General features: G+C 52.7%; 15 protein-coding genes. 13 read left to right on the top strand and 2 right to left on the bottom strand.

The features are described 5' to 3' along the window. Positions 1-2: 2 nt before the first annotated feature. Positions 3-560, top strand: a complete 558-nt coding sequence (locus ACGG90_RS10940) for a phosphotransferase-like protein (protein WP_390409370.1) — start codon at positions 3-5, stop codon at positions 558-560. 32 nt (positions 561-592) lie between these two features. Here the strand turns inward: ACGG90_RS10940 and ACGG90_RS10935 are convergent, their stop codons facing one another. After that, positions 593-2,374, bottom strand: a complete 1,782-nt coding sequence (locus tag ACGG90_RS10935) for a hypothetical protein (protein ID WP_390409368.1) — start codon at positions 2,372-2,374, stop codon at positions 593-595. A 462-nt stretch (positions 2,375-2,836) separates the two neighbouring features. On the opposite strand from ACGG90_RS10935, the gene ACGG90_RS10930 reads away from it, so the two are divergent. The 4 genes from ACGG90_RS10930 (at position 2,837) to ACGG90_RS10915 (ending at position 8,450) form a co-directional block, all read left to right on the top strand. Further along, complete coding sequence (locus ACGG90_RS10930) at positions 2,837-4,033, top strand: hypothetical protein (protein ID WP_390409366.1); 1,197 nt, start codon at positions 2,837-2,839, stop codon at positions 4,031-4,033. 112 nt (positions 4,034-4,145) lie between these two features. Beyond that, the gene (locus ACGG90_RS10925) at positions 4,146-4,724 is read left to right on the top strand and encodes a sugar O-acetyltransferase (protein ID WP_390409364.1); all 579 of its coding nucleotides are present in this window, start codon (positions 4,146-4,148) and stop codon (positions 4,722-4,724) included. Between the two features lie 176 nt (positions 4,725-4,900). After that, entirely contained in the window at positions 4,901-6,478 is a 1,578-nt protein-coding gene (locus tag ACGG90_RS10920) for a BCCT family transporter (protein WP_390409403.1), read from the top strand. A 190-nt stretch (positions 6,479-6,668) separates the two neighbouring features. Next, the gene (locus tag ACGG90_RS10915; protein WP_390409362.1) at positions 6,669-8,450 is read left to right on the top strand and encodes a bifunctional diguanylate cyclase/phosphodiesterase; all 1,782 of its coding nucleotides are present in this window, start codon (positions 6,669-6,671) and stop codon (positions 8,448-8,450) included. 62 nt (positions 8,451-8,512) lie between these two features. Here the strand turns inward: ACGG90_RS10915 and ACGG90_RS10910 are convergent, their stop codons facing one another. Next, entirely contained in the window at positions 8,513-8,749 is a 237-nt protein-coding gene (locus ACGG90_RS10910; protein ID WP_390409360.1) for a hypothetical protein, read from the bottom strand. 269 nt (positions 8,750-9,018) lie between these two features. Between ACGG90_RS10910 and ACGG90_RS10905 the strand changes: the two genes are divergently transcribed. The 8 genes from ACGG90_RS10905 to ACGG90_RS10870 all read left to right on the top strand — a co-directional run bounded on the left by ACGG90_RS10905 (position 9,019) and on the right by ACGG90_RS10870 (position 23,405). Beyond that, complete coding sequence (locus ACGG90_RS10905) at positions 9,019-9,516, top strand: DUF3013 family protein (RefSeq protein ID WP_390409358.1); 498 nt, start codon at positions 9,019-9,021, stop codon at positions 9,514-9,516. Between the two features lie 9 nt (positions 9,517-9,525). Further along, entirely contained in the window at positions 9,526-10,470 is a 945-nt protein-coding gene (prmA, locus tag ACGG90_RS10900) for a 50S ribosomal protein L11 methyltransferase (RefSeq protein ID WP_390409357.1), read from the top strand. Beyond that, positions 10,467-11,201 (top strand): RsmE family RNA methyltransferase, encoded by a 735-nt coding sequence (locus ACGG90_RS10895; protein WP_390409356.1) that lies wholly within the window; start codon positions 10,467-10,469, stop codon positions 11,199-11,201. Before prmA ends, ACGG90_RS10895 begins: the two co-directional genes overlap by 4 nt. 5 nt (positions 11,202-11,206) lie before the next feature. Next, the gene (locus ACGG90_RS10890) at positions 11,207-11,533 is read left to right on the top strand and encodes a hypothetical protein (RefSeq protein WP_390409354.1); all 327 of its coding nucleotides are present in this window, start codon (positions 11,207-11,209) and stop codon (positions 11,531-11,533) included. 133 nt (positions 11,534-11,666) lie between these two features. Further along, positions 11,667-13,901, top strand: coding sequence for a RelA/SpoT family protein (locus ACGG90_RS10885; protein ID WP_390409352.1), 2,235 nt, complete (start codon positions 11,667-11,669; stop codon positions 13,899-13,901). A 9-nt stretch (positions 13,902-13,910) separates the two neighbouring features. Continuing rightward, positions 13,911-14,357: a D-aminoacyl-tRNA deacylase gene (gene dtd, locus ACGG90_RS10880; protein WP_390409350.1), complete on the top strand. Its 447-nt coding sequence runs from the start codon at positions 13,911-13,913 to the stop codon at positions 14,355-14,357. A gap of 5 nt (positions 14,358-14,362) precedes the next feature. Further along, the gene (locus ACGG90_RS10875; protein WP_390409348.1) at positions 14,363-14,989 is read left to right on the top strand and encodes an HAD-IA family hydrolase; all 627 of its coding nucleotides are present in this window, start codon (positions 14,363-14,365) and stop codon (positions 14,987-14,989) included. Between the two features lie 628 nt (positions 14,990-15,617). Then, the gene (locus ACGG90_RS10870) at positions 15,618-23,405 is read left to right on the top strand and encodes an MBG domain-containing protein (protein WP_390409346.1); all 7,788 of its coding nucleotides are present in this window, start codon (positions 15,618-15,620) and stop codon (positions 23,403-23,405) included. Positions 23,406-24,057 lie beyond the last annotated feature (652 nt).

Genomic DNA, 24,057 nt, shown 5'->3' with positions numbered 1-24,057 from the left:
TATTGCCAGGTAAGATTATCATTCTAAACGGCGCGCCGCGTTCTGGGAAAACAACGCTGGCCAAGACGATCCAAACTACTTTTTCCGGGGTGTGGTTAAACCTAGGCGTTGACCACATGATGGCATGTACGCCGGCTTCGGCCTTGCCAGGCATTGGATTGCGGCCAGGCGGCGAGCGTCCGGAACTGGAACCGTTGATTCAGCGCATGTATCAAGGCCTGTTTGCCAGCATTGCCGGCTATGCGCGCTTAGGGCTGAATGTCGTTGCTGATTTGGATATCCACGATGATTATGCCACCCCGCAGCATGTTTGGCCGTTGATGCTTCAAACGTTTGCCGACTTGTCGTTATTGTTGGTTGGCGTCACGGCACCAATGGCAGTTATCCAACAACGCCGCTTGGCCACTTGGGGACAGAGCGAAAGTGCGATGATCACACAACGCTGGGAGCAGGCGGTACATCTGGGCCATCAGTATGATCTGATGGTCGATACTGATCAGCTGACACCAAGGGCTACCGCTGAACGCATTCGTATGGCGATGGATGCGCGAGTGCTGTGAGCGCTATTTGTTGCCGGTTGCCAGGATGACGATCAAGCTTTCTCCAGTTGCTCATAGTTCTTGTCAAAAGCAAAGTCCAACCAACGATTCGGCATGTAAGCACCATCTGGAAAAGGGATGAAGAAGCGCATGGCGGCAATAACTTTGGCAGCTTGTTGACGTAATGCCGGTGTGTCGTGGTGAAACGCAGCGACTGCCAAGTGCACATATGTCACTTCTCGAGTCACCATACTGTTGTAATCATAATCGGCATCACGAGCAAAATAAGCCTCGAGCTCATTGAGTAGTGACGCATCTTGCCAGTACAACGCGCCGACAATGAAAAAACGAGCATTATTGAACAATTCATTCTTAGCAGCGGTGTCCGATTGGGTGTGTGCAACAACAGTATGCATGATGCGGTGAAATGCCTCATAATTGAGCATGCCAACCAATTGGACCAATACCTCGATATCAAGTAGACTGGGCAACGTTAGACTTTCATAATACTGACAAATGAGTAATTGATCAGCCTCTGTCAGGTTTGGTGTCAATTCTGTAGATGCAAGAATATCCGGAGAAAAGTTTACAACAGTCTGATATAAGGCTAGGTATTGCATCTTAAGCATGATCGGCGGCAGGTCGTGATTATCGGCTTCGAATTGACTGATGACTGCCAAATAGTCTGCCTGTGAATGCTTGGTGTTTTCACGATCATAGGCCATATGCCGCAGTCGATAATAAGTGCGATGGAAGGCTGAAATACTGTCGTTGCCAACACTCAGTTGTGCAAATGAAAAACCCATTTGTTGAATCAATTGCAGGGTCGACGAGAAGGCCAAGGTACTTTGTGATGATTCAAAGCGGGACTGACTGGACGTCGACCATGCTTGCCCGGTGGCTTCTGCTAAAGTGAGTTGGCGTTGGCGGCGCAGCTTGCCCAAGCTGATGCCTGAAAAGAAGTTATCCGAAGGCGTTAACGCCAGCTGTGGATCAAAATTATCATGCAAGGCATTATTGTGCCAAGGCGCTCGGCCTTGGCCTTCTTGGCTAATGGTCTGGGTGATAAATGATGCAAGTTTGTGGGCGTTGAGCGTGTTAAGAGCGTTCATCAGCGCTTGCAGGTCAGCACCTTGGCACAATTGGCGAGCTGCGATCAATAAGGGTTCAGACGAGCGGGTACGGGATTGGGTGGCTTTGACATTGAGCAATTTGGCGATATCTTCATCGAGGCGTAAGCGTAATGGTTGATCCGCGGTTGCGGCCATGATCAAAGCAGAGAAGCCGATGGTATAAGGGGACCAGTGCAGTTGTTGTTGGTGTTGGACATACATGCGGCGCCAAAGCAGCTCGGCCAATTCTTGACTGCAATACGGTAAGATCGCCAGCAGGGCCACTTGCTCCAAGGCGCCCCAAGTCAACGGGTAGGCCAGAAAATCGGCAACGCGTTGTTCAAGATCGATTGACACATTCGGGCGAGTCGTCGCGTTATCGCTGAACAATCGGACAAGCTTTGCTAATAAGTCGGTCATGCGATTTGACTGGCAGCTTGCCAAATATTGGTTTAATGCGACACCAACTTGTTTGCGACCGTGGTCGACGAGGATCTTGAAAGGTGTATTGATGCCTTTGGGCGTGATCTGTTCTGATAAGTCCGCAGGCGTCATCCCAATATTGAACATCAGGCGGATCGCGGCACTTGTCGCAATATCAGATTGCCCACGCTCAAAGCGTGAAATTGACGCGCCGGTTAAACCACCGTGGGCAGCAGCCCGAACACTGATTTGGCGTTGCTGGCGAAACTGACGGAAGAAATTTCCTAAGGTTTGTGACATGAATGATACTCCTCTATGGTAGGTGTGGCTTCTCCCAGAAAGGAAACCTTCGCGCATATGCACGAAGGCTTCACCGAAGAATCAACGACCAACTGGATTACGCCACATTGTAGTCATGGTATCACCTCCATTCGATTCCGCAAGTGTTTCTTAGCTGGTGCAGCCAGCTGGGTGGGCAGCGCCCACGGTTTTGACCCTGCACGAAAAAGGCCCAGCAACTTTGCTGGACCACAGGGTTCGTATTTGGCTCTTGCGGGTTACCGCAGGGTTGCAGCGCAACCGAACTTGGGCTTGTTTTTTAGCAACGGCGTACTTAAAGAAATATGACGCGTATTAATTAAGCAAAATTATGCTTGGTCTCCGGTCGTCACGCGAATCTCGGCATGGGAAAATATTCATTTATTTTCCGCAATTTATGTAGTAAACTTACGACATTAAATAATCCATCAAGAGGGATGCAAATTGGCGAAATTTGATCACGCAGAATTGCTGGCACACTGGCAAGAAAATATAGAAGAAGTGGGCAAACTGACTCAGCACTCGCGCATGCGCATGCGCAATAAGCACACGCTGACGCAAGTGCTGGAAGCCAGCAACGCCGGGCGCTTATTGGGTTGTCGCGTGCGCAAAGCAGGTGAGTTAACTGTGGTCAGTGCCCCGCATCAAGCCCAGCCGCTGCTGCCGGCGCTGCTTGCGGCAATGGGCGAAGCTGCCGATACCTTGCCAGACTTCTTGAAGACGTTTTATCCAGAAGTGGCACAGCGCGAAGATTTTGCTGAAGCGTTGCAGCGCGCTTTGGCGAATCGGCGACGGTTGCTGAAGGTCAGCGACAGCCGCAATCGCCGCGTGCCAGCCAGCCAACAGGTGCTTTTTCAAGCGTATAGCAAAGCCGACCCGAATCGCTTGGCCAAGCGGGCCTTAGCCGATGTGGCGCAAGCGGTGTATTTGGCTGCAGCCAATGTGGTTTCCGGCCGGCAATTGGCTTGGACGCCAGGTGCGGGCTTCTATGAAACGCGCGCTGCGATTCGCGCTTGCATGCAGCGGCCCAATGAATTAAGTGACGAACAATTGAGCAACGCCTTGGTGGTGTTGCGCATTGCCGGTATGTTGAAAGTGGCTACTGCTGACGAACTCACTGCAGCCGGTCAGCGTTTGGCCATGGTGCGAGAAATCGCCGGCAACAAGCGGCCATCATATCGCGTGTATGTCGTGGCGAACTTTGATGAAGTGCATTGGGAAAGATTTGCGGCGCACTTTCGCTTGGCGCTGAATGTGCGTATTGGCCGTTCTGCCTTGGCGTGGTGTTATGACGAATTCGAAGTGCAGAAGCGCTTTGGCGATTTAAGCGGCGGGGTGCCGCAAAACGCGATCGCGTGGCTGCAACAGCGCGTTGCCCAGACGCCACCCGATCAGGCGGTGGGCGCTTATCAAAGCTTGGCCAAGCAGCTGCATCAGCTGCTGCATGTCTCCACGATCACAGCCCGCAAATATCTCGATCAAGCCTTGCTGCTTAAAGACATTGCGGCAGTCAAGCTGACCCAAAGCCAAGCCCAAGCAGCAGGCTGTGAGCTGGTGCAGCTGACCAACAACCCGGCGGAGAAAGTGGTGGTGCCCCAGGCATTGGCAGCGCAGGTGCCGGCAGGATCAGCCCACACTTGACTTGCAGAAATCTTGTGAATATTTTTGATTTTATAAATGCCCGGAAACGGGCTTTTTTTGACAAAAGGCCCGTTTTTTTCACAAACGAGCCAATTAGTGCTATGCTAGAAGCATGATAGAAACTGAAAGAACCAAAATGACCTTGGGCCAACCTTATCAACAATTCGACGCGGAATTGATCGCGCGGCGCAAATTGGTCCGAGAACACCTGTTGCAGATCAATAACACCACCGACAACGCGCAGCGCATGCAGCAAGTCAAGGCGCTGATTGAAGATACAGGGGATGATTGCTTTATGGAAGCCGGGCTGAGCTTCGATTATGGATTCAACATCCATATTGGCGATCACTTCTATGCCAACTATCACCTGACCTTGCTGGACACATGCCCGATCACCATCGGCAGCCATTGTTATGTGGGGCCTGATGTGGGCTTCTACACGCCGGTGCATCCGCTAAGCGCCAAGCTGCGCGATGCCGATGTGGAGTTAGGCAAGCCGATCACCATTGGCGATAGTGTCTGGATCGGCGGCCATGCAACGCTTTTGCCTGGCGTGACGATTGGCGATCGCGTGGTGATCGGCGCCGGGTCTGTAGTGACCAAGTCTTTTGGTTCCGATGTGGTAATTGTTGGTAATCCAGCGCGCATCATTCACCGGCTGGATAGAGAGGGTAATGTGATCCAAGACTGACTATTCAACAGGTTCGATCCATCGCGTATGTGCCAAGCGTTTGAATAATTCAAACGGGAGCAGAGAACTTTCTTTGCAGGACTATTGACGGCGTCTATGACCCGTCGCTTGGTAGGGGCAGTGCGTGATAACCGTCGTCGGGAACTAGGAGCACTTTTATTTTAAACAGACAAAATATCAACGCACGTCTTTTTGTACCAACGGCTGGTTTGTTCATGCTGGTGTCGGCAGGCTTATTGCTTGGCGGCAGCCGCCTGAAGACTTTCTTAGCCGCAATGATGGCGGGCTTAACGGCCCACTTCAGCTGGTTATATTTAAGTATTTACATTATTAACTTCGTCTTCTTCATCTACTTGGCGCTTAGCCACTTTGGCCGCATCAAGTTAGGTAAAGCCGATGACAAGCCGGCTTATAGCAACTTCCAATGGGGCAGTATGGTGTTTGCCACTGCCATTGATGCCAGCATCTTGATGTTAAGCATGGTCGATCCATTACGCGATGTGCAACAACCGTTGTTTGGTGCCAAGGCAGGTTCGGCGCAGGCTTATCAATATGCCCATATGCTCGGTCAGTTCAACTGGGGGCCGATGGCTTGGATGATGTTTGCTTCAGCTGCCGTGTTGATCGGCTATGAAATGTTTGTCAAGCATGTCCATGTCACGGCGTTATCTGACGCAATGCCGATTTTGCAAGGCAAAGGCCGTGTGAAGCAGGCGCTGCGCTTGGTGGTTAATTTCTTGGTCGTGTTTGGCATCATGGGCGGGGTCGGTTCTTCCGTTGGCATGGAAATTCCTGTCTTAGCCAAGATCATCAGCCAAATGACTGGGGTTTCAGATACCATCTTCTTGAAGCTTTCAATGTTTATCGTGCTGCTGCTGATTTTTGCTTTGACCATGGTCAAAGGGCTTAAAGGCGGCATCGATAAGTTGAGTTCAGCACATATCTGGACGGCCATTGGCTTTCTGGTGATCGTGTTGATTGTTGGACCGACTGGCACCTTGATTCGCAGCGAAGGCCGCAGCTTGGTACTCATGGTGACGCATTTTGTGCAAATGAGTACTGGGATGACCACTAGTGCCGGCGCAGGCGCCATCAAAGCCCAAACGGTATTCTATTGGGGCTGGTGGTTGACGTACATGCCATTTATGGGCTTGTTTATCGCCCGTATCTCCAAAGGCCGCACGATTCGCCAGGTGATCTTTGGCATGTTGGCGTATGGTGCTTTAGGCTGCATGAGCTTTTATGCGATCTTAGGCGGTTATGCGCTGGCTTTGCAACAAAGCGGCGCGGTGGATCTGATCGCCACGTTAAACAGTCAAGGTCAAGCCGCAGCGATTGCGCAAGTCTTGTCAACTTTGCCGTTGAAAATCGTGATGGTCGCTGTATACGGTGTGTCATGTTTCATCTTCTTAGCCACGACGGTATCATCATCGGCTTACATCGTGTCGACGTTTACTTCCAAGAAGTTAAGCGCCACGCAGCAGCCAAGCTTGGTCAACCGTATGTCTTGGATGGTGATCTTCATGTTGTTTGCTTTCGGGATCGTGTTTGTTGGCGGCTTTGAAACGGTGCAAGCGATTTGTTCAGTTGCCGGCTTCCCGTTGATTTTTGTCTCAGCGTTGTTGCTGTATTCGACTTGGCAAACCATTATCAAAGGCGCACCGGTGCCAGCACCAAACGTCAAACCAGTGCCGGTGGTCAAAGCCCGCAAGCCGATTGCCATGCCTGTGGTGCATGATTCATTGCATAACTGATTGACTTGTTTAAAAGGGCAAGCGCTCGGAATCAACCGAGGGCTTGCCTTTTTTTATGTGAGTGGGAAATTTCTGACCCGACGCCAAACGTGACAGCGGCGGCGCCTTGATTTGACAGGTGTTAACCATTGCGTTTAAATGAAAAGGATTATGAAACTCATCAGTGTGAGTGTGATCACGGGGGAACACAATGGCATTAGGAACCTGGTTGGGGCGATTAGTCACCTCAATATTTTTTGTTGCAGGATATTTAACTTATTACGATTCTAATGTCTATTTGCGCCTGCGCGGCGGTGATACCCGTTGGCAGCGGCTGGTCAACAGCGGGTTGCGCAAATTGGTGTTGCTCAGCGTCTTGGCTTGTTTGCAAGCGGCGATCTTGACGGTGTTTCAAGGCAGCGGGATGTATATCAACTTGTTGCTCTTTGCTGCGGCTTATCCGATCTTGGACGAAACCAATTCACTGCCGGATTATTTGTGGTATTGGGCGCAGTTTAGTTTGGTGTGGTTTATCAATCATCCGTTCCAGCCGCAATTGTTTGTACTGGTGGCAGTGATCTTAGCCGTCACATGTCTTGTGGTCAGACGTTATCAAAGCTGCTTCCATTACCAAGCGGCACCAAACTTGAGCTTGTTTAGTATCTTGGGCATCTTGGCCTGGACCACGACTGTGCACATGACCACAGCGGAGCAGTGGCGCTTTACGATTATCTTTATTGCCATGAGTGCCTATGCTTATACTTATATTGCCCGGGTGCACAAACACGCCCAAGAGCGGGCCAGGCTCAGCAATTCGCTGATGTATGACGCCTTAACGCATGCTTACAGTCTCAATCGGATGCGCAGGCAAGGGGTAGCGGCGTTTACACGCTGTCAACAAGAACAATTGCCGATGGCCGTGGCCATGTTGGATATTGATTATTTTAAGTCGATCAATGATGAATTCGGCCATGCCGCAGGCGATGAGGTCTTGATTTCAGTCACGCGCTTGTTGCAGAAACAATTGGCCCAAGCGCCAATCGATGCGGCACTATATCGCACCGGCGGCGAAGAAATGACCATCATCATGGCCAACAGCACCTTGGAACAGGCAGTGGCGTTGGTGCGCAATTGCTGGACGGCGGTGCGCACGGTGCCCATCGCTTATGCGCATGACCATTTGCGCTGTTCGATTTCCATTGGCGTGGCTTATTTGGAAAATAGCGATGTGGCCCTTGATGACTTGTTGAAGCGCGCAGACGACAGCTTGTATCTCTCCAAGCAAAACGGTCGTGACCGGATCACTGTGGATGGCCGCGCAGATTTGTTGAACAATTCCCACTCGGTGATGATCAATTATACGTATTACACCCAGCCGGTGATGCGGATCAAAGATTCAACAGTGGTCACCAACGAGTTGCGCTTATCAGTTTATGCCGCCGGGCACTGGCAAGCAGCGCCTGATTTCTCAGTGACGTTAGCCACCTTGATGGCCTTGATCGCTAAGATCCACACCCAGCTGGAAACGCCGGCTTTGGCGATGAACTTTACTTGCGCGCAGTTGGTGAACGCACCGCTGAAAGCGGCGCTGATCGCCTATGCCAGAAGCCACCCTGGCTTTGATTTTCGCATCGAACTCAAACAAATGCCTGATGCGGCGTTATTTGCCCAATATGCCCCAGACTATGCGGCTTGCGGGATCCATTTTGCCATTGATGGGTGCACCACGCCGGCGCAGTTTGACGCCTTTGCCTCAGTGATCCGGTTCTTTGATACGGTGAAAGTACCGCTGATCGTCAAGCCTACGCCTGAGCAGCTGACGCAATTGCAGGCCAATCTGGCGTTCTGGCAGGCGCGCTGTCAACAATATGGGTTGAAATTGGTGTTAGTGGGGATCGAAAGCGACGCTGGGCTGCGTTTGTGCGATCGCTATGAGGCGGCATACGGGCAAGGCAATTACTTCAGCCGCCCGGTGCTGCCGCGCATCTTGTAAAAGTGCCTCTTAAAAAGCCTGCAACGCCATCACCTAGTTAGTGGCGTTGCAGGCTTTTTGGCTCATGGCTGGTGCAAATAACCTTGCGCGTTCAAGGCTGCCAACACGCCGCTTAACAGCGCTTCGGAAAAGCCGCGCGCTTCATTCAATTGATAAGTGGCCAACAATGCGGCATCGGCGTCAGGATTCTTCGCTTGCCAGTCGCTTAAGCGCTTGGCGATGCGGTCTTCAGTGTATTCGGCAGAAACCAATTCGTCGGCGCAAGTGGCCACGAGTTGGGCAAAAGTGGTATCAGGCATGATGATCCTCCTCAGTAATATGAGGTTAATTATAGCCGCTTCGCACTGCCGGCGGGGATTTTTCTGTAAGCAGCTCGCTGCAATAGTTGATGTGTCAGCGAGATTGCAAGGTTGCAGGCGTCTAACAAGGTGTAAGAAGCAGTGGAAACTAACGCCAGTTTCGGCTATCATATAAAGATGACAATGTGTTGGCAAGTCAAGGCTTGTCAAGCGGAATGCGGCGATGCGTCGCTTGTGTGCAGTGACCCTGCACCAGAAAGGAAGACAACATGGCACAAACGAACATGCTCGACTATATCGGCGACAAAATGGACGCGCTGGATTTTGACGGGGAATTGAACCTCAACTGGGATCAACAAGCGCATGTGATCGAATTGGAAATGACCATGCACGTTGATGCCCAAGACGCCTTTGATATTGAAGATCAAGCCGGCGAAGAAGTTGAATCAGGCAACGTGGTGGACTACACTGATGCGATTTTGTTTTATGACCGCACCCGCATCGACGGCGCTGATTACGCCGACAGTTATTTGGCAATGTTTGATTTTGCCGGTAAGAAAGGCATTGAACAAGCGGTCGTGGATGCATTATTCGTGTATTTGCAAGACTTGTTAGACGATGGGCAAAGCGACTTGTTTGATTTCGTTGACGGCACCAGCGATGCAGAAGTGTTTGAACTGCACTTCGATCAAGCCAAGTTCGATGCCGCTTATGCCAAGCAGCCAGCGGCCACGAAGCAGAATTTCATCGCTTACCCGCGCTATTAAGGAGAGCCCATGGACGATTGGATCGCATTGACGATCGACACCAGCACCCAAGCCGTTGAGGCGGTGGCCAACTTCTTGATGGAAGCTGGCGCCGCTGGCGTGCAAATCGATGACAGTGCCGATTACGCCAAAGAAATCAAAACCGCCACCGGGCAGTGGCTGGACCCTAACAGCATCAAGCATCGCCAAGCCGGCGCGGCGGTGACCGGCTATTATGCGCCGCATACCAATCTGGTGGAACTCAAAAGCACGCTTGCCGCCCGCGTGGCGCAATTGCCTGAATTTGGGCTTGATGCAGGGGCGGGCACGATCACTGTCGACGACATTGCCCAAGCCAATTGGGCAACGGCGTGGAAGCAGTATTATCATCCCTTGCGTATTTCGCGGTTCTTAACGGTGGTGCCGGACTGGTTAGATTACACGCCTGAACAAGCTGGTGAAATCGTGGTGCGCTTAGACCCGGATATGGCTTTTGGCACTGGGGCGCATCCGACCACCAGCTTGATGCTGCAGCTGTTAGAAGCCAATGTCCGCGGCGGTGAACACATGATCGATGTCGGCACCGGCAGCGGGATCTTAGCCATTGCCGCGCGCCAGCTTGGCGTAGCGTCGGTGTTGGCGACTGATGTGGATGATGTCGCTGTGGCCAATGCCGAAGCCAATCTGGCGTTGAATCCGGTGGATCACATTCACGTGATCGCCAATGATTTGCTTAAAGGCATCGATGAACAAGCCGATTTAATTTGTGCCAATATCTTAGCCGAGGTGTTGGTGCCGTTGATTCCGCAGCTGCCTGCGCGCTTAGCTGAACACGGCCAGGTGCTGTTGGCTGGGATCTATTACGACAAGGAAGCCTTGATCCGCCAAACGCTTGCAGACGCTGGGCTTTCTGTGGTGGAAGTGCGCCATCGCGGCGATTGGGTGGCCATTTGCGCCAAGCAGGTGACGCCATGAATCGCTTCTTTACCAGCCAAGCTTTAGCCGCAGAACAAACCGTTGCCTTAGAAGCCAGCATTCACCAACACGCCATTAAGGTCTTGCGCATGCAGCCAGGGGCCAAGCTGGAGCTGGTCGATGCGCATCAGCACGCTTATGTGGCAACGATCGTTAAGGACACGCCGCTAACGGTGCATGTTGATGCGCCTTTGAGCCAACAAGTTGAACTGCCTATTGCAGTGCACTTGGTGTGCGGCGTGGGCAAAGGCGATAAAGCCGAATGGATCGTCCAAAAGGCCACCGAACTAGGCGCGGCCAAGATCGATTTTGCCAATATGCAATGGGGCACCGCCAAATGGCCCAAAGAGCGCGTCGCCAAGAAATTGACGCGCTTGCAAGCCATTGCCCAAGGTGCTGCCGAGCAAAGTCACCGCTTGATGATCCCGCAAGTGGGCTTTACGACGCTTGAACAATTGAAGCTTGAACAAGGCGTTGCTGGGGTGGTGGCTTATGAAGAAGCTGCCAAACACGGTGAAGCAAGTCAATTGGTCCAAACTGTGGGCCGGCAACCAGCGTCATTGATTGCCGTGTTTGGACCAGAAGGTGGGTTGAGTCCGCAAGAAGTCACACACTTGACGCAAGTGGGGTTTGCGGCTGCGGGCTTGGGGCCGCGCATTATGCGCACGGAAACCGCACCACTATACTTACTCAGCGCCATTAGCGCGCTGGTAGAATTACAGGAGATCTGATTGATATGCAGAAATTGCTCACATGGTCTAAATCTAACGCCGGGCTGTTGATCCTAGGCGACCTCGTGCTTACCTTATTGATGCCTTGGGTGTTCAAATTGGTCGGCATGTCGATCGCTTGGCGCGTCGGGTTGTTGTTCATGGTGATCAACAGCTTATGGGCATTATGGGTCGGCCACTTGATGCGCCGCGGCCAGTTAAGCTGGTATTACAGCTTGGTGTTGCCGGTGCTTTTTGGCGTGATGGTGTTCTTGCGCTTTGCCAAGTATAACTATTGGTTCTTGCCGATTTATTGGCTGTTGACGATGCTTAGTTGGATCAAAGCCGACTAAAGCCGATTGGTCTGATCAGTTGCGCCGCGTTGGCCAAATAGATGTGGTACAATCGAATCAATTGGACGACACATTGTCAAGGCACGTCTGCGCTGCTGCTTCGCGCCGGTGCAGGCGTCTGGGAGGAAAGAATATGGCTGAAGAAACCGAACTGAGCCAAGAACAGGTCATGGATCTGTGCCGCAAGTATATGAACGAAGAACATTTGGCCTTCGTCAAGAAAGCCTATGACTTCGCGGCTTATGTGCATCACGATCAGCGCCGCAAAAGTGGCGAACCTTATATTATTCACCCGATCCAAGTGGCAGGCATCTTGGCGGAGCTCAAGATGGACCCGGTCACTGTGGCGTCGGGGTATTTGCATGATGTGGTTGAAGACACCAACATCACCCTTGGCGACATTCAAGAAGTGTTTGGCAAAGAAACTGCCGTGATCGTCGATGGCCTCACCAAGTTAAGCAAAGTCACTTACGTTGCGCATAAAGATGAGCTTGCCGAGAATCACCGCAAGATGCTCTTGGCCATGGCCAAAGATATGCGCGTGATCTTAGTCAAGCTGGCTGATCGCTTGCACAACATGCGCACTTTGATGCACCTGCGGCCGGACAAACAGCGCCGCATCGCCAATGAAACCCTGGAGATCTATGCACCATTAGCCGATCGCTTAGGGATCAGCACCATTAAGTGGGAGCTGGAAGACTTATCGCTGCGCTATTTGAACCCGCAACAATATTACCGCATTGCGCAGCTCATGAAGTCCAAGCGCGGCGAGCGTGAAGCCTATATTGCCGGTGCCATCAAAGAAATCAACGCGGCTTTGGCCGATTTGCACATGAAATACGAGATCTACGGCCGGCCGAAGCACATTTACTCGATTTATAAGAAAATGCGCGATAAGCACAAGCAATTCGATGAGTTATACGACTTATTGGCCGTGCGGGTGATCACCGAAACCATCAAAGACTGTTATGCCGTGCTTGGGGCGATTCACACCAAGTGGAAGCCGATGCCAGGGCGCTTTAAAGACTATATCGCCATGCCTAAAGCCAACATGTATCAATCACTGCACACCACAGTGATCGGCCCGCAAGGCAAGCCTTTGGAAGTGCAGATCCGCACCGAAGAAATGCACCATGTCGCCGAATATGGTGTTGCGGCGCACTGGGCGTATAAAGAAGGCCAAACCACTGAGGTGCAATACGACCAATCTGGCAAGAAACTCGACATGTTCCGCGAGATCTTGGAGATCCAAGATGAAGCCGACGACGCCAATGATTTCATGGAATCCGTCAAAGGCGACATTTTCACCGACCGGGTGTATGTGTTCACACCGCGCGGGGATGTGTACGAATTGCCTAAAGGCGCTGGCCCCTTGGACTTTGCCTACATGGTGCACACCGATGTCGGCAATAAGACTGTTGGTGCCAAGGTCAATGGCAAGATCGTCCCGCTGAACTATCAACTCAAAAACGGCGACATTGTTGAAGTCCTCACCGCGCCTGGCTCTAAGCCCAGCCGCGACTGGGTCAACTTGGTGTTCACGTCGCGTGCGCGCAACAAGATCCGCCGCTACTTCAAGCAAGAAGACAAAGAAGTCAACGCTGTCAAAGGCCGCGACATGCTGGAACATCAATTGTTGGACAGCGGCTATGCGCCGAAAGATTTCTTTGCGCCAAAGCCTGCCATGGCAGACTTGTTGAAACGGTTGAACTTCACGCAAGAAGACGAATTGATGTCAGCCATTGGCTATGGCGAATATACACCGAAGATCATCGCCAACCGCCTGACCGAGAAAGTCCGCCGCCAGAAGGAGAAGGCCGACCAAGCCGCCCGCGAAAAGGCAATCTTAGAAGCTCATCAGAAAGTCACCACCGTCAACCGCGACAAGCAGCCGGCTAAGCCAACTTCGCGCACCCAAGAAGGCATCGTCATCGAAGGCGTCGACAACTTGCTGGTGCACTTGGCCAAATGCTGCAGTCCAGTGCCAGGTGACCCAATCGTGGGTTATGTCACTAAAGGCCGCGGCGTGACGATCCACCGCACCGACTGCCCGAATGTGGCCGCCGATTCCGAAATGGCTGGCCGCTTGATCGATGTGGCATGGCAGAACTTGAATGACCAAAGCCAGCTTTTTGACACCGATTTGGAGATCTATGGCTACAACCGCTCCGGCTTGTTGAATGATGTCTTGCAGACGCTCAATGCCCAAACCAAGAACCTCAACAACGTGATCGGCCGCGTTGACCATGACAAAATGGCCGACATTCACGTCACCGTTGGCATTCGCAACTTGGCGCACTTGGATCGGATGATGGATGCCATTAAGAACATCCCAGACATCTATGAAGTCAAGCGCTCGCAAGGTTAGGAGGCCAACATGAAAGCAGTGATCCAACGCGTCAGCCAAGCGTCGGTGACCATCGACGGCCAGGTGCATGGCGCAATCGACGCCGGGTTCATGGTGTTGTTAGGCGTGGCGCCTGATGACGATGAATCAGACGTCGCCTACTTGGTGCGCAAGCTTTCAAAGCTGCGCGTCTTCAGCGATGCCGCCGGCAAAATGAATCTGGCGTTAGCCGACGTTAATGGCGCGGTTTTGTCGATTTCGCAATTCACCTTGTTTGCCGATACCAAGAAAGGCAACCGGCCCAGCTTCATTAACGCAGCCAAACCTGAACTTGGCGAGCGCTTGTACCATGAATTCAACACGCAGCTGCGCGCTTTGGGCCTCACTGTGGCAGAAGGCGTGTTCGGCGCGGATATGCAAGTGGCGCTGATCAACGACGGGCCAGTGACCATCATCATTGATACGAAGGAGAAATAAATTTTTTGATTACAAACGCGATCTGGGATCTCGACGGGACCCTGTATGACACTTATCCAGGCATCTTAAAGGCCTTGTATGATACGCTTGAAACCATCGGCGTCGATATTGACCAAGCCAGCTTATATAAGATCATCAAGCACGGCTCAGTCACCGAAACGGCTTTAAGCTATGCGCGCCAACAAGGCCAAGACGAACAAGCGGTGCTGGCAGAATACCATCGCCGCGAAGCTTTGGAAGTGATGAAAGCCACCCCTTATCCGCAAACCGCCGAAGTGTTGCGCGGCGTGGTGGCTCAAGGCGGCACCAACTTATTGATGACGCATCGCGATGACAAAGCCTGGACGCTGCTGGCAAGAAACGGCTTGGATACGCTGTTCTTAGGCGGGGTAACCAGTGATTTGCATCTGGCCCGCAAACCCAAGCCTGATGCGGTGTTGTACCTGGTTGACAAATATCAGCTGGATCCGGCGCATACGGCGATGATCGGCGATCGCAAACTTGACGTCATTGCCGGTCAAGCCGCCGGGGTGCAAGGGGTGTATTTCAACATCGATAAGCTCAACGATGCGCCAATGGCCGATCATCAAATTGAAGAATTAACTGATATCTTGCCGCTGATCGGCAAGTAACCGGCAGCCTGTGACGAAACCAGAATGGTTTTGTTGCAGGCTTTTTTTTGCCCAGAGCGCAGCAAAGCGGTTTTTTAGGGCGGCGTGTAAGGGATGTTTGGTTTTGGGTAAAGCCCGGACAGGCGTTGCGCCGGGGCGTGGGGAAAGCGGCGGCGCAGGCTGTGCGGCCGGCTCCAACCGCGCTGCTAGCTCCGCTTCGCTCCACGTCGCTGCGCGTTTTCCGCCTAAGAATTTAGCCAGGCGCTCGCTGCGCTCACCTGCCTGTCTAAATTCTTGCCGCGATCAGCAGCGCAAGCCTTGCACAACCCGCAAGTCTTGTGCCGCTGATCGTTTCACGGCCTGACCGCCGCTTTCCCCACGCCCCTCTGCAACGCCTGTCCTACCGTAGTCGAATCTGGATCGTTCTTGGCTGGAATCAATTCGTTGTTGATCGCAAACAGCTGTGCATTCCACACTGGTATCACACCGCTTTTGGGCTGCACGTATCGGCGGAAATCAAGGTATTCGCTGATATTGGTATAGTCGGAATCTGTTGCAAGTTAAGGACGGAATTCTTATAAATGTTGCGTCAAATGCCTTGGCGATTCGTTAGATAATAGCGCTATCACAAAGGATGGGAGTGTTGTATATGGGGATCCACAAAACGCGGCGTGATTTGACGCAAGACACGTTGCAACGGGTGTATCGTGTGCAAATGTACAAGATTGGCAAACTGTGGGCAACGACAGGGGTGTCGGTGCTGTTTGCCGCTGGGGTATGGACGATGGGGCCGCAAGCGGTACAAGCTGCCGATGAAGCTGGGGTGCAAACGACTGCAGTTACCGACCAAGACGCAACTACAGTAGCCGACAAGGCCGCGGCTGATAAACTAACAGTAACTGCATCTGATGGGCCTAAGCTCGCTGATGCGGCAACTACTGAACCAACACCCACCACTGCTGCGCCTGATGCTTCAACAGCCAATGATGCCGTTGAGCCTGCAGATTCGCCAGCAACAGGGGATAGTCCTGTCCAGCAAACGGCTGTGATCACTGTTGGCACCACTAAGAAAACTTATGATGCCAAAGCCAGCACGCCGTTAAATTACACGGTGCAATTGCCAGCGGGCATCAAAGCGCCTAGTGGCTGGTATGTTGCCACGCCGACTGGTAAATATCAAGTACCGGTGGCTTCAGGGGACCTCAATGTTGCGGCAGTTAGTCAAGACGTCGGCGAACATCCTGTGACATTGTCTGATGCCGGTTTAGCGCGACTTCAGGCGGCAAATCCCGGTTTCACGTTTACCGTTAAAGCAGGCAACTTGACCATTGTGCCTGCCAGTGTTGCAGCCGGCGCCGTGAAGCTTGCAGCTCTCAGCAAAGATCAAGGCCAAGCCGATCCCACCAGTTATCAAGTGACGATCGATCCTGCCAGCAAATTGCAAGCGCCAGCAAGCTGGGCGGCTAACGCTGACGGAAGTTATACGATCGCGACTGGCAGCGGCGATTTAGACCTCAGTGCGATTTCACAGAACCCAGGCCGCTATTCGGTGACCTTATCTCAACAAGGTTTGGCAGCGCTGGCAGCGGCAAATCCTAATTACGCGCTGAATGCCAATGCGGTGACTGCCGGTAGTCTCACTGTTCAAAGCATTGCTAAAGCGGTGGTGGCTTCCAGCACCGTGGCGCAAAACGCGGCAACCCCGAAGACGTTTAGCGTCACGATCATGGATGCAGCGGATTATGTTGTACCTGCAGATTGGACTAAAGGCTACACCAATACCGGGCAAACCAGCCAGATCTATAACGTGCCAGCGGCCGATTTTGACACGAGTCAAGTGGATCTTACTAAAACTGGCAAGTATCCGCTAACGTTGAACACTGCGACGATCGATGCATTGAATGCTGCCAATCCTAAGCAGCCGCTGAGTGGTGCCACCATTGAAGCAGGCAAGATCACCGTTGTGGTTTCGCAACAATCGAAGGTGTCGATCAATCCATCCAATTTCGGGGTGACTTTTCCCGGCACTCGCTTAGATCTGCGCAAACTAACCGGCGACACCGAGTTCAGCTATCGTGATGGCCAGCCAATGCAAGGCTATGTCGTGTCACGGCGCAGTGCCTTAACGTTGTCAGCTTCGGTATTAGGCTACAATTTTAATGGCAAAACCGTCACTGATCTTACTGAGTTCTTGATTTTGCCTGCTGGGTTTCTGATTGGGCAACCCACTGCCGACGGTGACGTGTTGGTAGCTGATGCGCCGGCGCAAGTGTTGCAGGAACAATTGATCACCAGCCTTAAAGCCGCCGGGGTCACTTACACGAATTTGACAGTGACGCAGTTGGCAGATTACAACCGGCGTCAGACTTTTGCATTGCAGTTTGCTCAGGCCGCCTTTGGGAATACGGCGCAATTTCATGTTGTTGCTGACCCGAATGCAACAGTCAAAGACGGCTTCATTGGCGCTCATGCGGCAACACCTGATTCAGCCGCACTATATGCCACCGATGATCCTGCCTATACCAAAGGCGCCTACACCCTTGGCGATTCCGGCTATACCAGCAATCAAACTGTTGCCACTGCGCTTGGCGTGCGCAATGCTTATACTTTGACACCAGGGTCATACGATAACATCAATTGGGTTTCCGGTTACACCTTCGTTGATGCGCCGGTGCAAGATACGTACCGCCTGGTTGCACCCGATCAAACCGTGCTTGATCAAGTCACCACCACCGGCCGATCCGGTAGTGTCTATGATGTGATGGCCAAGTTGCCGCAAACGCTGACGCATGACGGGCAAGTGTACGAAATCGATCCCAGCCGTGTTGCTTTGACCCAAACCTATCCCAAAGCCACCGCGACGTTGACCAGTTTAGATGCGGTGGCACCTGGCAACACGTACACGGTGCAATATTTGGCGCAATTAGCGGGCCAAGGGGCGATCGATGATCAAACAATGTCTTGGCATGACAACGCGGTACCTGAGCAATTTACCTTGCACTTGCCACAAGGGTTGAAGCCGGCAGACGGCTGGGTCGCAAATGATGACGGCAGCTATACGGTGGCTACAGCCAGTGGTGATTTATTGCTGGCAGAAGGCGCCGGGGCGGTTGGTGAATTTAGTGTGGGCTTATCTGATAGCGGCTTAGCGAAGTTGGCCGCGGCTAATCCTGAGGAGCTTTTTGACAATGGCGTGGTTGCAGCCGGGAAATTGACGATTACCAGTACCCAAGCACAAGTTGAAGTGCGCGTACAAGATACCAACGATCATCAATTACAAGCACCACAAACATTGAGTTTTACCATCCCTGCCACTGGGACTTTCCAGTCGCTGGTGATTGCGCCAAGCGGTTATGATCCGGCGGTGTTGCCAAAGCAATTGCACGGCTTGACCGTGGTGGCACGAGACGGCAGCACCAATCAAGTGATGGTCAATGCCGATAACACTTTGACCATCACGCGCGCTGATGGCAGCCAATCATTGATCAAACCCGAAGGCAGCGCCAGTGAATATCTGTATCAACAAATCAGCAACAGCGAATCGGCGCTGACTTTTGCCGGCCAAGTGCAGAACACATTAGATGCCAGTGCGCAGAATGCCAGCGGGGCGCAAACCGCCACGGCGACGATCATTGTGACGTTCAATTCGCAATTAAGCGGGACGGTGGTGTTCCACAATGATACTGATAATGTTGATGTCGCGTTGGCAAAGCCGCTGACGTTTACAGGTTTTGCCGGGGAGGCCGGCACGCTGGACATTGATTTAAGTCAGCTGGGCTTGGCCGATGATTACGCTTTGGCTAGCGGGCAGGCGGCCACAATTTCATACACGCTTGCCGATGGCACCAACCAAATCGTCGTGCATTTGATCAAGCGCCAAACTGCGACTTTAACGCTGAACGTCTTAGACACCAGCGGCCAAACGCTCACCCCACCGCAAAGTGTGACGCTAAACAGCCCAGGCATTGGGCGCGCGTATCGCACTTTGGTGGTGGCACCGGCGGGTTATGATGCGGCAGCGTTAAGCGAGCAGATCCATGAAATCACCGTTGAAGCACGTAATGGCGACACAGTCAATGTGGTGGCCAACGCTGACGGGACGGTGACGATGCGCGACCCAGACGGCACCAGCCAAACCGTCACTCCACCATCCGGCAGTCCTTCGGCATATCTCTACGCGCTGGTATCCGACGCCAATGCCTTGATCACATTCGGCAATCAAGCACAGCACGCGTTCACCGATACTGATCAGGCCTTAAGCAACTTGGCCACGCTGCCGCGCGCGGTGACGGTGGTGTATAACGCGGCAGTCACTGGCACGGTGGTCTTTCATGATGATTTGAATCATGTTGATGTTGCGCCAAGTGACGCGCTGACTTATGCAGGCTTTGTTGGCCAATCTGGCAGCGTCACGGTTGATTTGAAGGCGCTGGGTTTGGCAACAGATTACGCTTTGGCAACTGGACAAGCGACGACGATCCCGTACACCTTGGCTGACAACGATAACCAAATCGTGGTGCATCTGGTTAAGCGCCAAACCGCTGCAGTGACACTGAATGTCGTCAATACCGCCGGGAAAGTCTTGGCTCCAGCGCAAAGTATCACGCTGAATGTGCCAGGCAACGGCAGTGCCTTTAAGTCCTTGGTGGTGGCAGCGGATGGTTATGATGCGGTTGCTTTGAAAGAACAGCTTTATTCGGTCACGTTTGAAACGCAAACTGGCGCTAAAGTTTCGGCAGTGGCCAATGCGGATCATACTGTCACGGTGACCAACCCAGATGGGACCAGTGAAACGATTACCCCAGATGCAGGCAGTGCTTCGGCATACTTGTACAAGCTGTTTAGTCAACCGGATTCTTTGATCACGTTCCAAGGCCAGACGCAAAATGACTTCACCGATACTGATCAAGCTGTGGTTGATCTAATCCAAGTGCCGCGGGTGGTGACGGTGGTGTATAACACGCCTGTCACTGGGACGGTCGTGTTCCATGATGATTTGAATAACGCGGATGTGGCCGTGGCCGATGCACCAACGTTCACCGGCTTTGTTGGGCAAAATGGTAATGTCACCGTTGATCTCGGCGCACTAGGGCTTGATGGGGATTATGCTTTGGCAGCTGGACAAGCGACGACGATCCCGTACACCTTGGCTGACAACGATAACCAAATCGTGGTGCATCTAGTCAAGCGACAAACCGCCACAGTCACGTTGAACGTGGTTGATACTGCCGGGAAAGTCTTGGCCCCAGCGCAAAGTATCACGCTGAATGTGCCAGGCAACGGCAGCAGTTTCCAATCGTTGGTCGTATCCCCAGCTGGCTATGACGATACCGCTGTGAAAGAACAGCTGCACTCGATCACTTTTGAAACGCAAACTGGCGCTAAAGTTTCAGCGGTGGCCAATGCGGATCATACTGTCACGGTGACTAATCCAGACGGGACCAGTGAAACTATTACTCCAGATTCAGGCAGCGCTTCGGCTTACTTGTACACGCTGTTTAGTCAACCGGATTCTTTGATCACGTTCCAAGGTCAAGCGCAAAATGACTTCACTGACACTGATCAGGCTGTGGTTGATTTGACTCAGGTGCCGCGGGTCATGACGGTGGTGTATAACGCGGCGGTCAGCGGTGCAGTGGTGTTTCATGATGATCTCAACAATGAAGCGGTTGATGTTGAAAAACCACTGACGTATCAAGGTTTTGTCGGTGAAACTGACAGCGTTGAAGTGGATTTGAACCAGCTTGGCTTGGCAGACAATTATGCTTTGGCAACGGGTCAAGCGACAACGATCCCGTACACTTTGGCAGATAATGATAATCAAATCGTGGTGCATCTGATCAAGCGGCAAACCGCCACAGTCACGTTGAACGTGGTTGATACTGCTGGAAAAGTTCTGGCCCCAGCGCAAAGCGTCACGCTGAACGTCCCAGGCAATGGCAACACTTTCCAATCGTTGGTCGTATCCCCAGCTGGCTATGACGATACCGCTATGAAAGAACAGCTGCACTCGATCACTTTTGAAACGCAAACTGGCGCTAAAGTTTCAGCGGTAGCCAATGCGGATCATACTGTCACGGTGACCAACCCAGACGGGACCAGTGAAACGATTACTCCAGATTCAGGCAGCGCTTCGGCTTACTTGTACACGCTGTTTAGTCAACCGGATTCCCTGATTACGTTCCAAGGTCAGGCGCAAAATGACTTCACTGACACTGATCAGGCCGTGGTTGATTTGACCCAGGTGCCACGGGTGATGACGGTGGTGTATAACGCGGCGGTCACTGGCAGGGTCATTTTCCATGATGATTTGAATGACGCAGATGTGGCGGTAGCTGATGCGCCGACTTATGCCGGGTTCGTGGGGCAGACGGGACAAGTGACAGTCGATTTGGCCGATTTGGGGCTCGTCACTGACTATGCCTTAGCCGCCGGACAAACAACCACGATCCCATACACTTTGACAGATAATGATAATCAAATCGTGGTGCACTTGGTTAAGCGGCAAACGGCTATGGTGACGCTGAATGTGGTCGACACCACAGGCGAATCGCTGGCGCCGGCGCAAAGTTTGACGCTGAATGTGCCGGGCAACGGCAGCAGCTTCAAGTCGCTGGTGGTGGCGCCAGCTGGCTATGACGATACGGCCTTGCAAGAACAAATCGCTTCGGTCAGTTTCACGACGCGCACCGGCAATCAAATCGTTGCAGTGGCAAATGCAGACAACACGGTCACTTTCACCAATCCGGATGGTTCCGCTGAGGTTGTTAAACCAACCAGCGGCAGTGCTTCAGCGTATCTTTACGCTTTCTTCAGCACGAAGCCTTCCTTGATCACTTTCCGCGACCAAGCGCAAAATGACTTCACGGATACCGATCAGGCGGTGATCGACCTTGATACCGTGCCGCAAGCAATCACGGTAGTTTATCGCGCGATTCAACAAGCCACCGTGATGTATCTGGATACGACTACCGATGCGGTGTTGCAGGTGGTGCATGTGACCGGACTGCCGAATACCACCAGCGCTTACAGGACAGACGCCACTCGCCAAGACTTTATCGATCAAGGTTATGAGGTGATAGATGACAATTATCCAACAGCGGGGATGATTTTTGACGATGACAGCACAGTTGATCAGGCGTACACGGTGAACTTGGCGCATCGCATTGTCCCACTGGATTCACAAGACGAAACGTTGCAGCGCACCGTGACGCGGACGATTCATTTTGTACGGCGCAGTGATGGCGCGCCGATGCGTGATGACGTTGTACAAAGTGTGACGCTGACTCGCAGTGCGACACAAGATGCGGTGACGCAAGCTGTCACGTATGGCGCGTGGGGCAGCGGCGCATTCGACGAGTTCTATGTACCATTCATCAGCGGATATTCCGCGGATCAAAGTGTCGTCCAATCAACGCCAGTGACCGCTGATAGCGAAAATGTCGAGCTGACGATTATTTACACGGCAGTACCGACTGGTGGTACCGGTACGCCAACGACAGGCGGCAGCATTGGCACACCGACAACAGGCGGCAGTACCGGCACGCCAACCACTGGTGACAGTACTGGCACACCAACAACAGGCGACAACGGTACGGGTACACCGACGAGCGACGGCGGTACCGGCACGTCAACGAGCGACGGGAGCACGGGGACACCAACAACAGGCGACAACAGTACCGGCACCCCGACGAGCGACGGCAGCACGGGGACACCGACAACAGGCGACAACAGTACAGGCACGCCAACGAGTGATGGCAGTACTGGCACCCCGACAACAGGCGACAATAGTACCGGCACGCCAACGAGTAATGACAGTACGGGCACCCCGACAACAGGTGACAACAGTACCGGCACGCCAACCAGTGATGGCGGTACGGGCACGCCGACAAGTAATGGCAGCACGGGCACCCCGACAACAGGCAGCAGCACCGGTACACCAACAAACGGTGGCAGTAGCGGCACGCCAACGAGTAATGACAGTACGGGCACCCCGACAACAGGTGACAACAGTACCGGCACGCCAACCAGTGATGGCGGTACGGGCACGCCGACAAGTAATGGCAGCACGGGCACCCCGACAACAGGCAGCAGCACCGGTACACCAACAAACGGTGGCAGTAGCGGCACGCCAACCAGTGGGGGCAGTACCAGTACGCCGTCAAATGTCGGCAGCAGCGGCCCTTCGAGCACCGGCAGTGATCCGCGCATCACGTTGCCGGCGGCCGATGGTGATCCAGCCAAGCAGACGCCAAGTGGTATCATAGATCCGCCAACTGATCCACAACCGCAATTGTCGAATGCTGCGCCAGATCCGCAATCGCGCCAGACGTTGCCGCAAACCGGGGAGTACGATACCAGTGGTTTGGCTTTTGTCGGCTTGGCACTTGCGAGTCTGCTCGGATTGAGTGTGACCACCAAGCGGCGCAAAGATTAATTGCAAACAAAAATACGCGCCACTCATCAAGGAAATTGCTGATGGGTGACGCGTATTATTATCGGGTGAAGGAGGATGTCTTGGCGGAAAAAAATTTATTGATGAACGTTAAAATACCAAGCCGTTGGTCATGACTGCTGATGCGGCCGGTGCCCAACAAGATGCTTATACTGATACTGGCGGCCAGACAGGCAGCTATTTTGCTAAGAGAAAACATGATAAAATAACAAAATGCACGAAGCATTGTGAGCGGCGGTTCTGCCCATCTTGCTCGATTTACGCGCAAGGTGGCAGGCGAGTTCCAAGCAACATCGGAACAAGCGAAAACGGTCGCATAAGAAAAAGCCGCGTCATTAATACTTTCGAAGAGTAGACGTGGCTTTGTAATAACGTCGAAATCGCCGCTCTTAAAGCGGGTGCTAGGATATTGCTATCCGAAGTCGCATTGTGTTTCCACCACGATGCGGCTTTTCGTATGTCCTTATTATACCAAGAGGATTGCGGTTGGACAAGCATCAGTGGCTGGTAAAATAACAATCTCCCGTCTGCAAGTACTAAGGAACGTCAGGAACAAGCAAAAACGGTCGCATAAGAAAAAGCCGCGCCATTAATACTTTGGACAAGTAAACGCGGCCTGATGCTGTCGTTGAAA

The sequence above is a fragment of the Lacticaseibacillus jixiensis genome (genome assembly GCF_042847315.1).
Taxonomy (GTDB): domain Bacteria; phylum Bacillota; class Bacilli; order Lactobacillales; family Lactobacillaceae; genus Lacticaseibacillus; species Lacticaseibacillus jixiensis.
The sequence above is the reverse complement of the archived record's forward strand: the minus strand, read 5'-3'. Positions and strand labels throughout refer to the sequence as shown.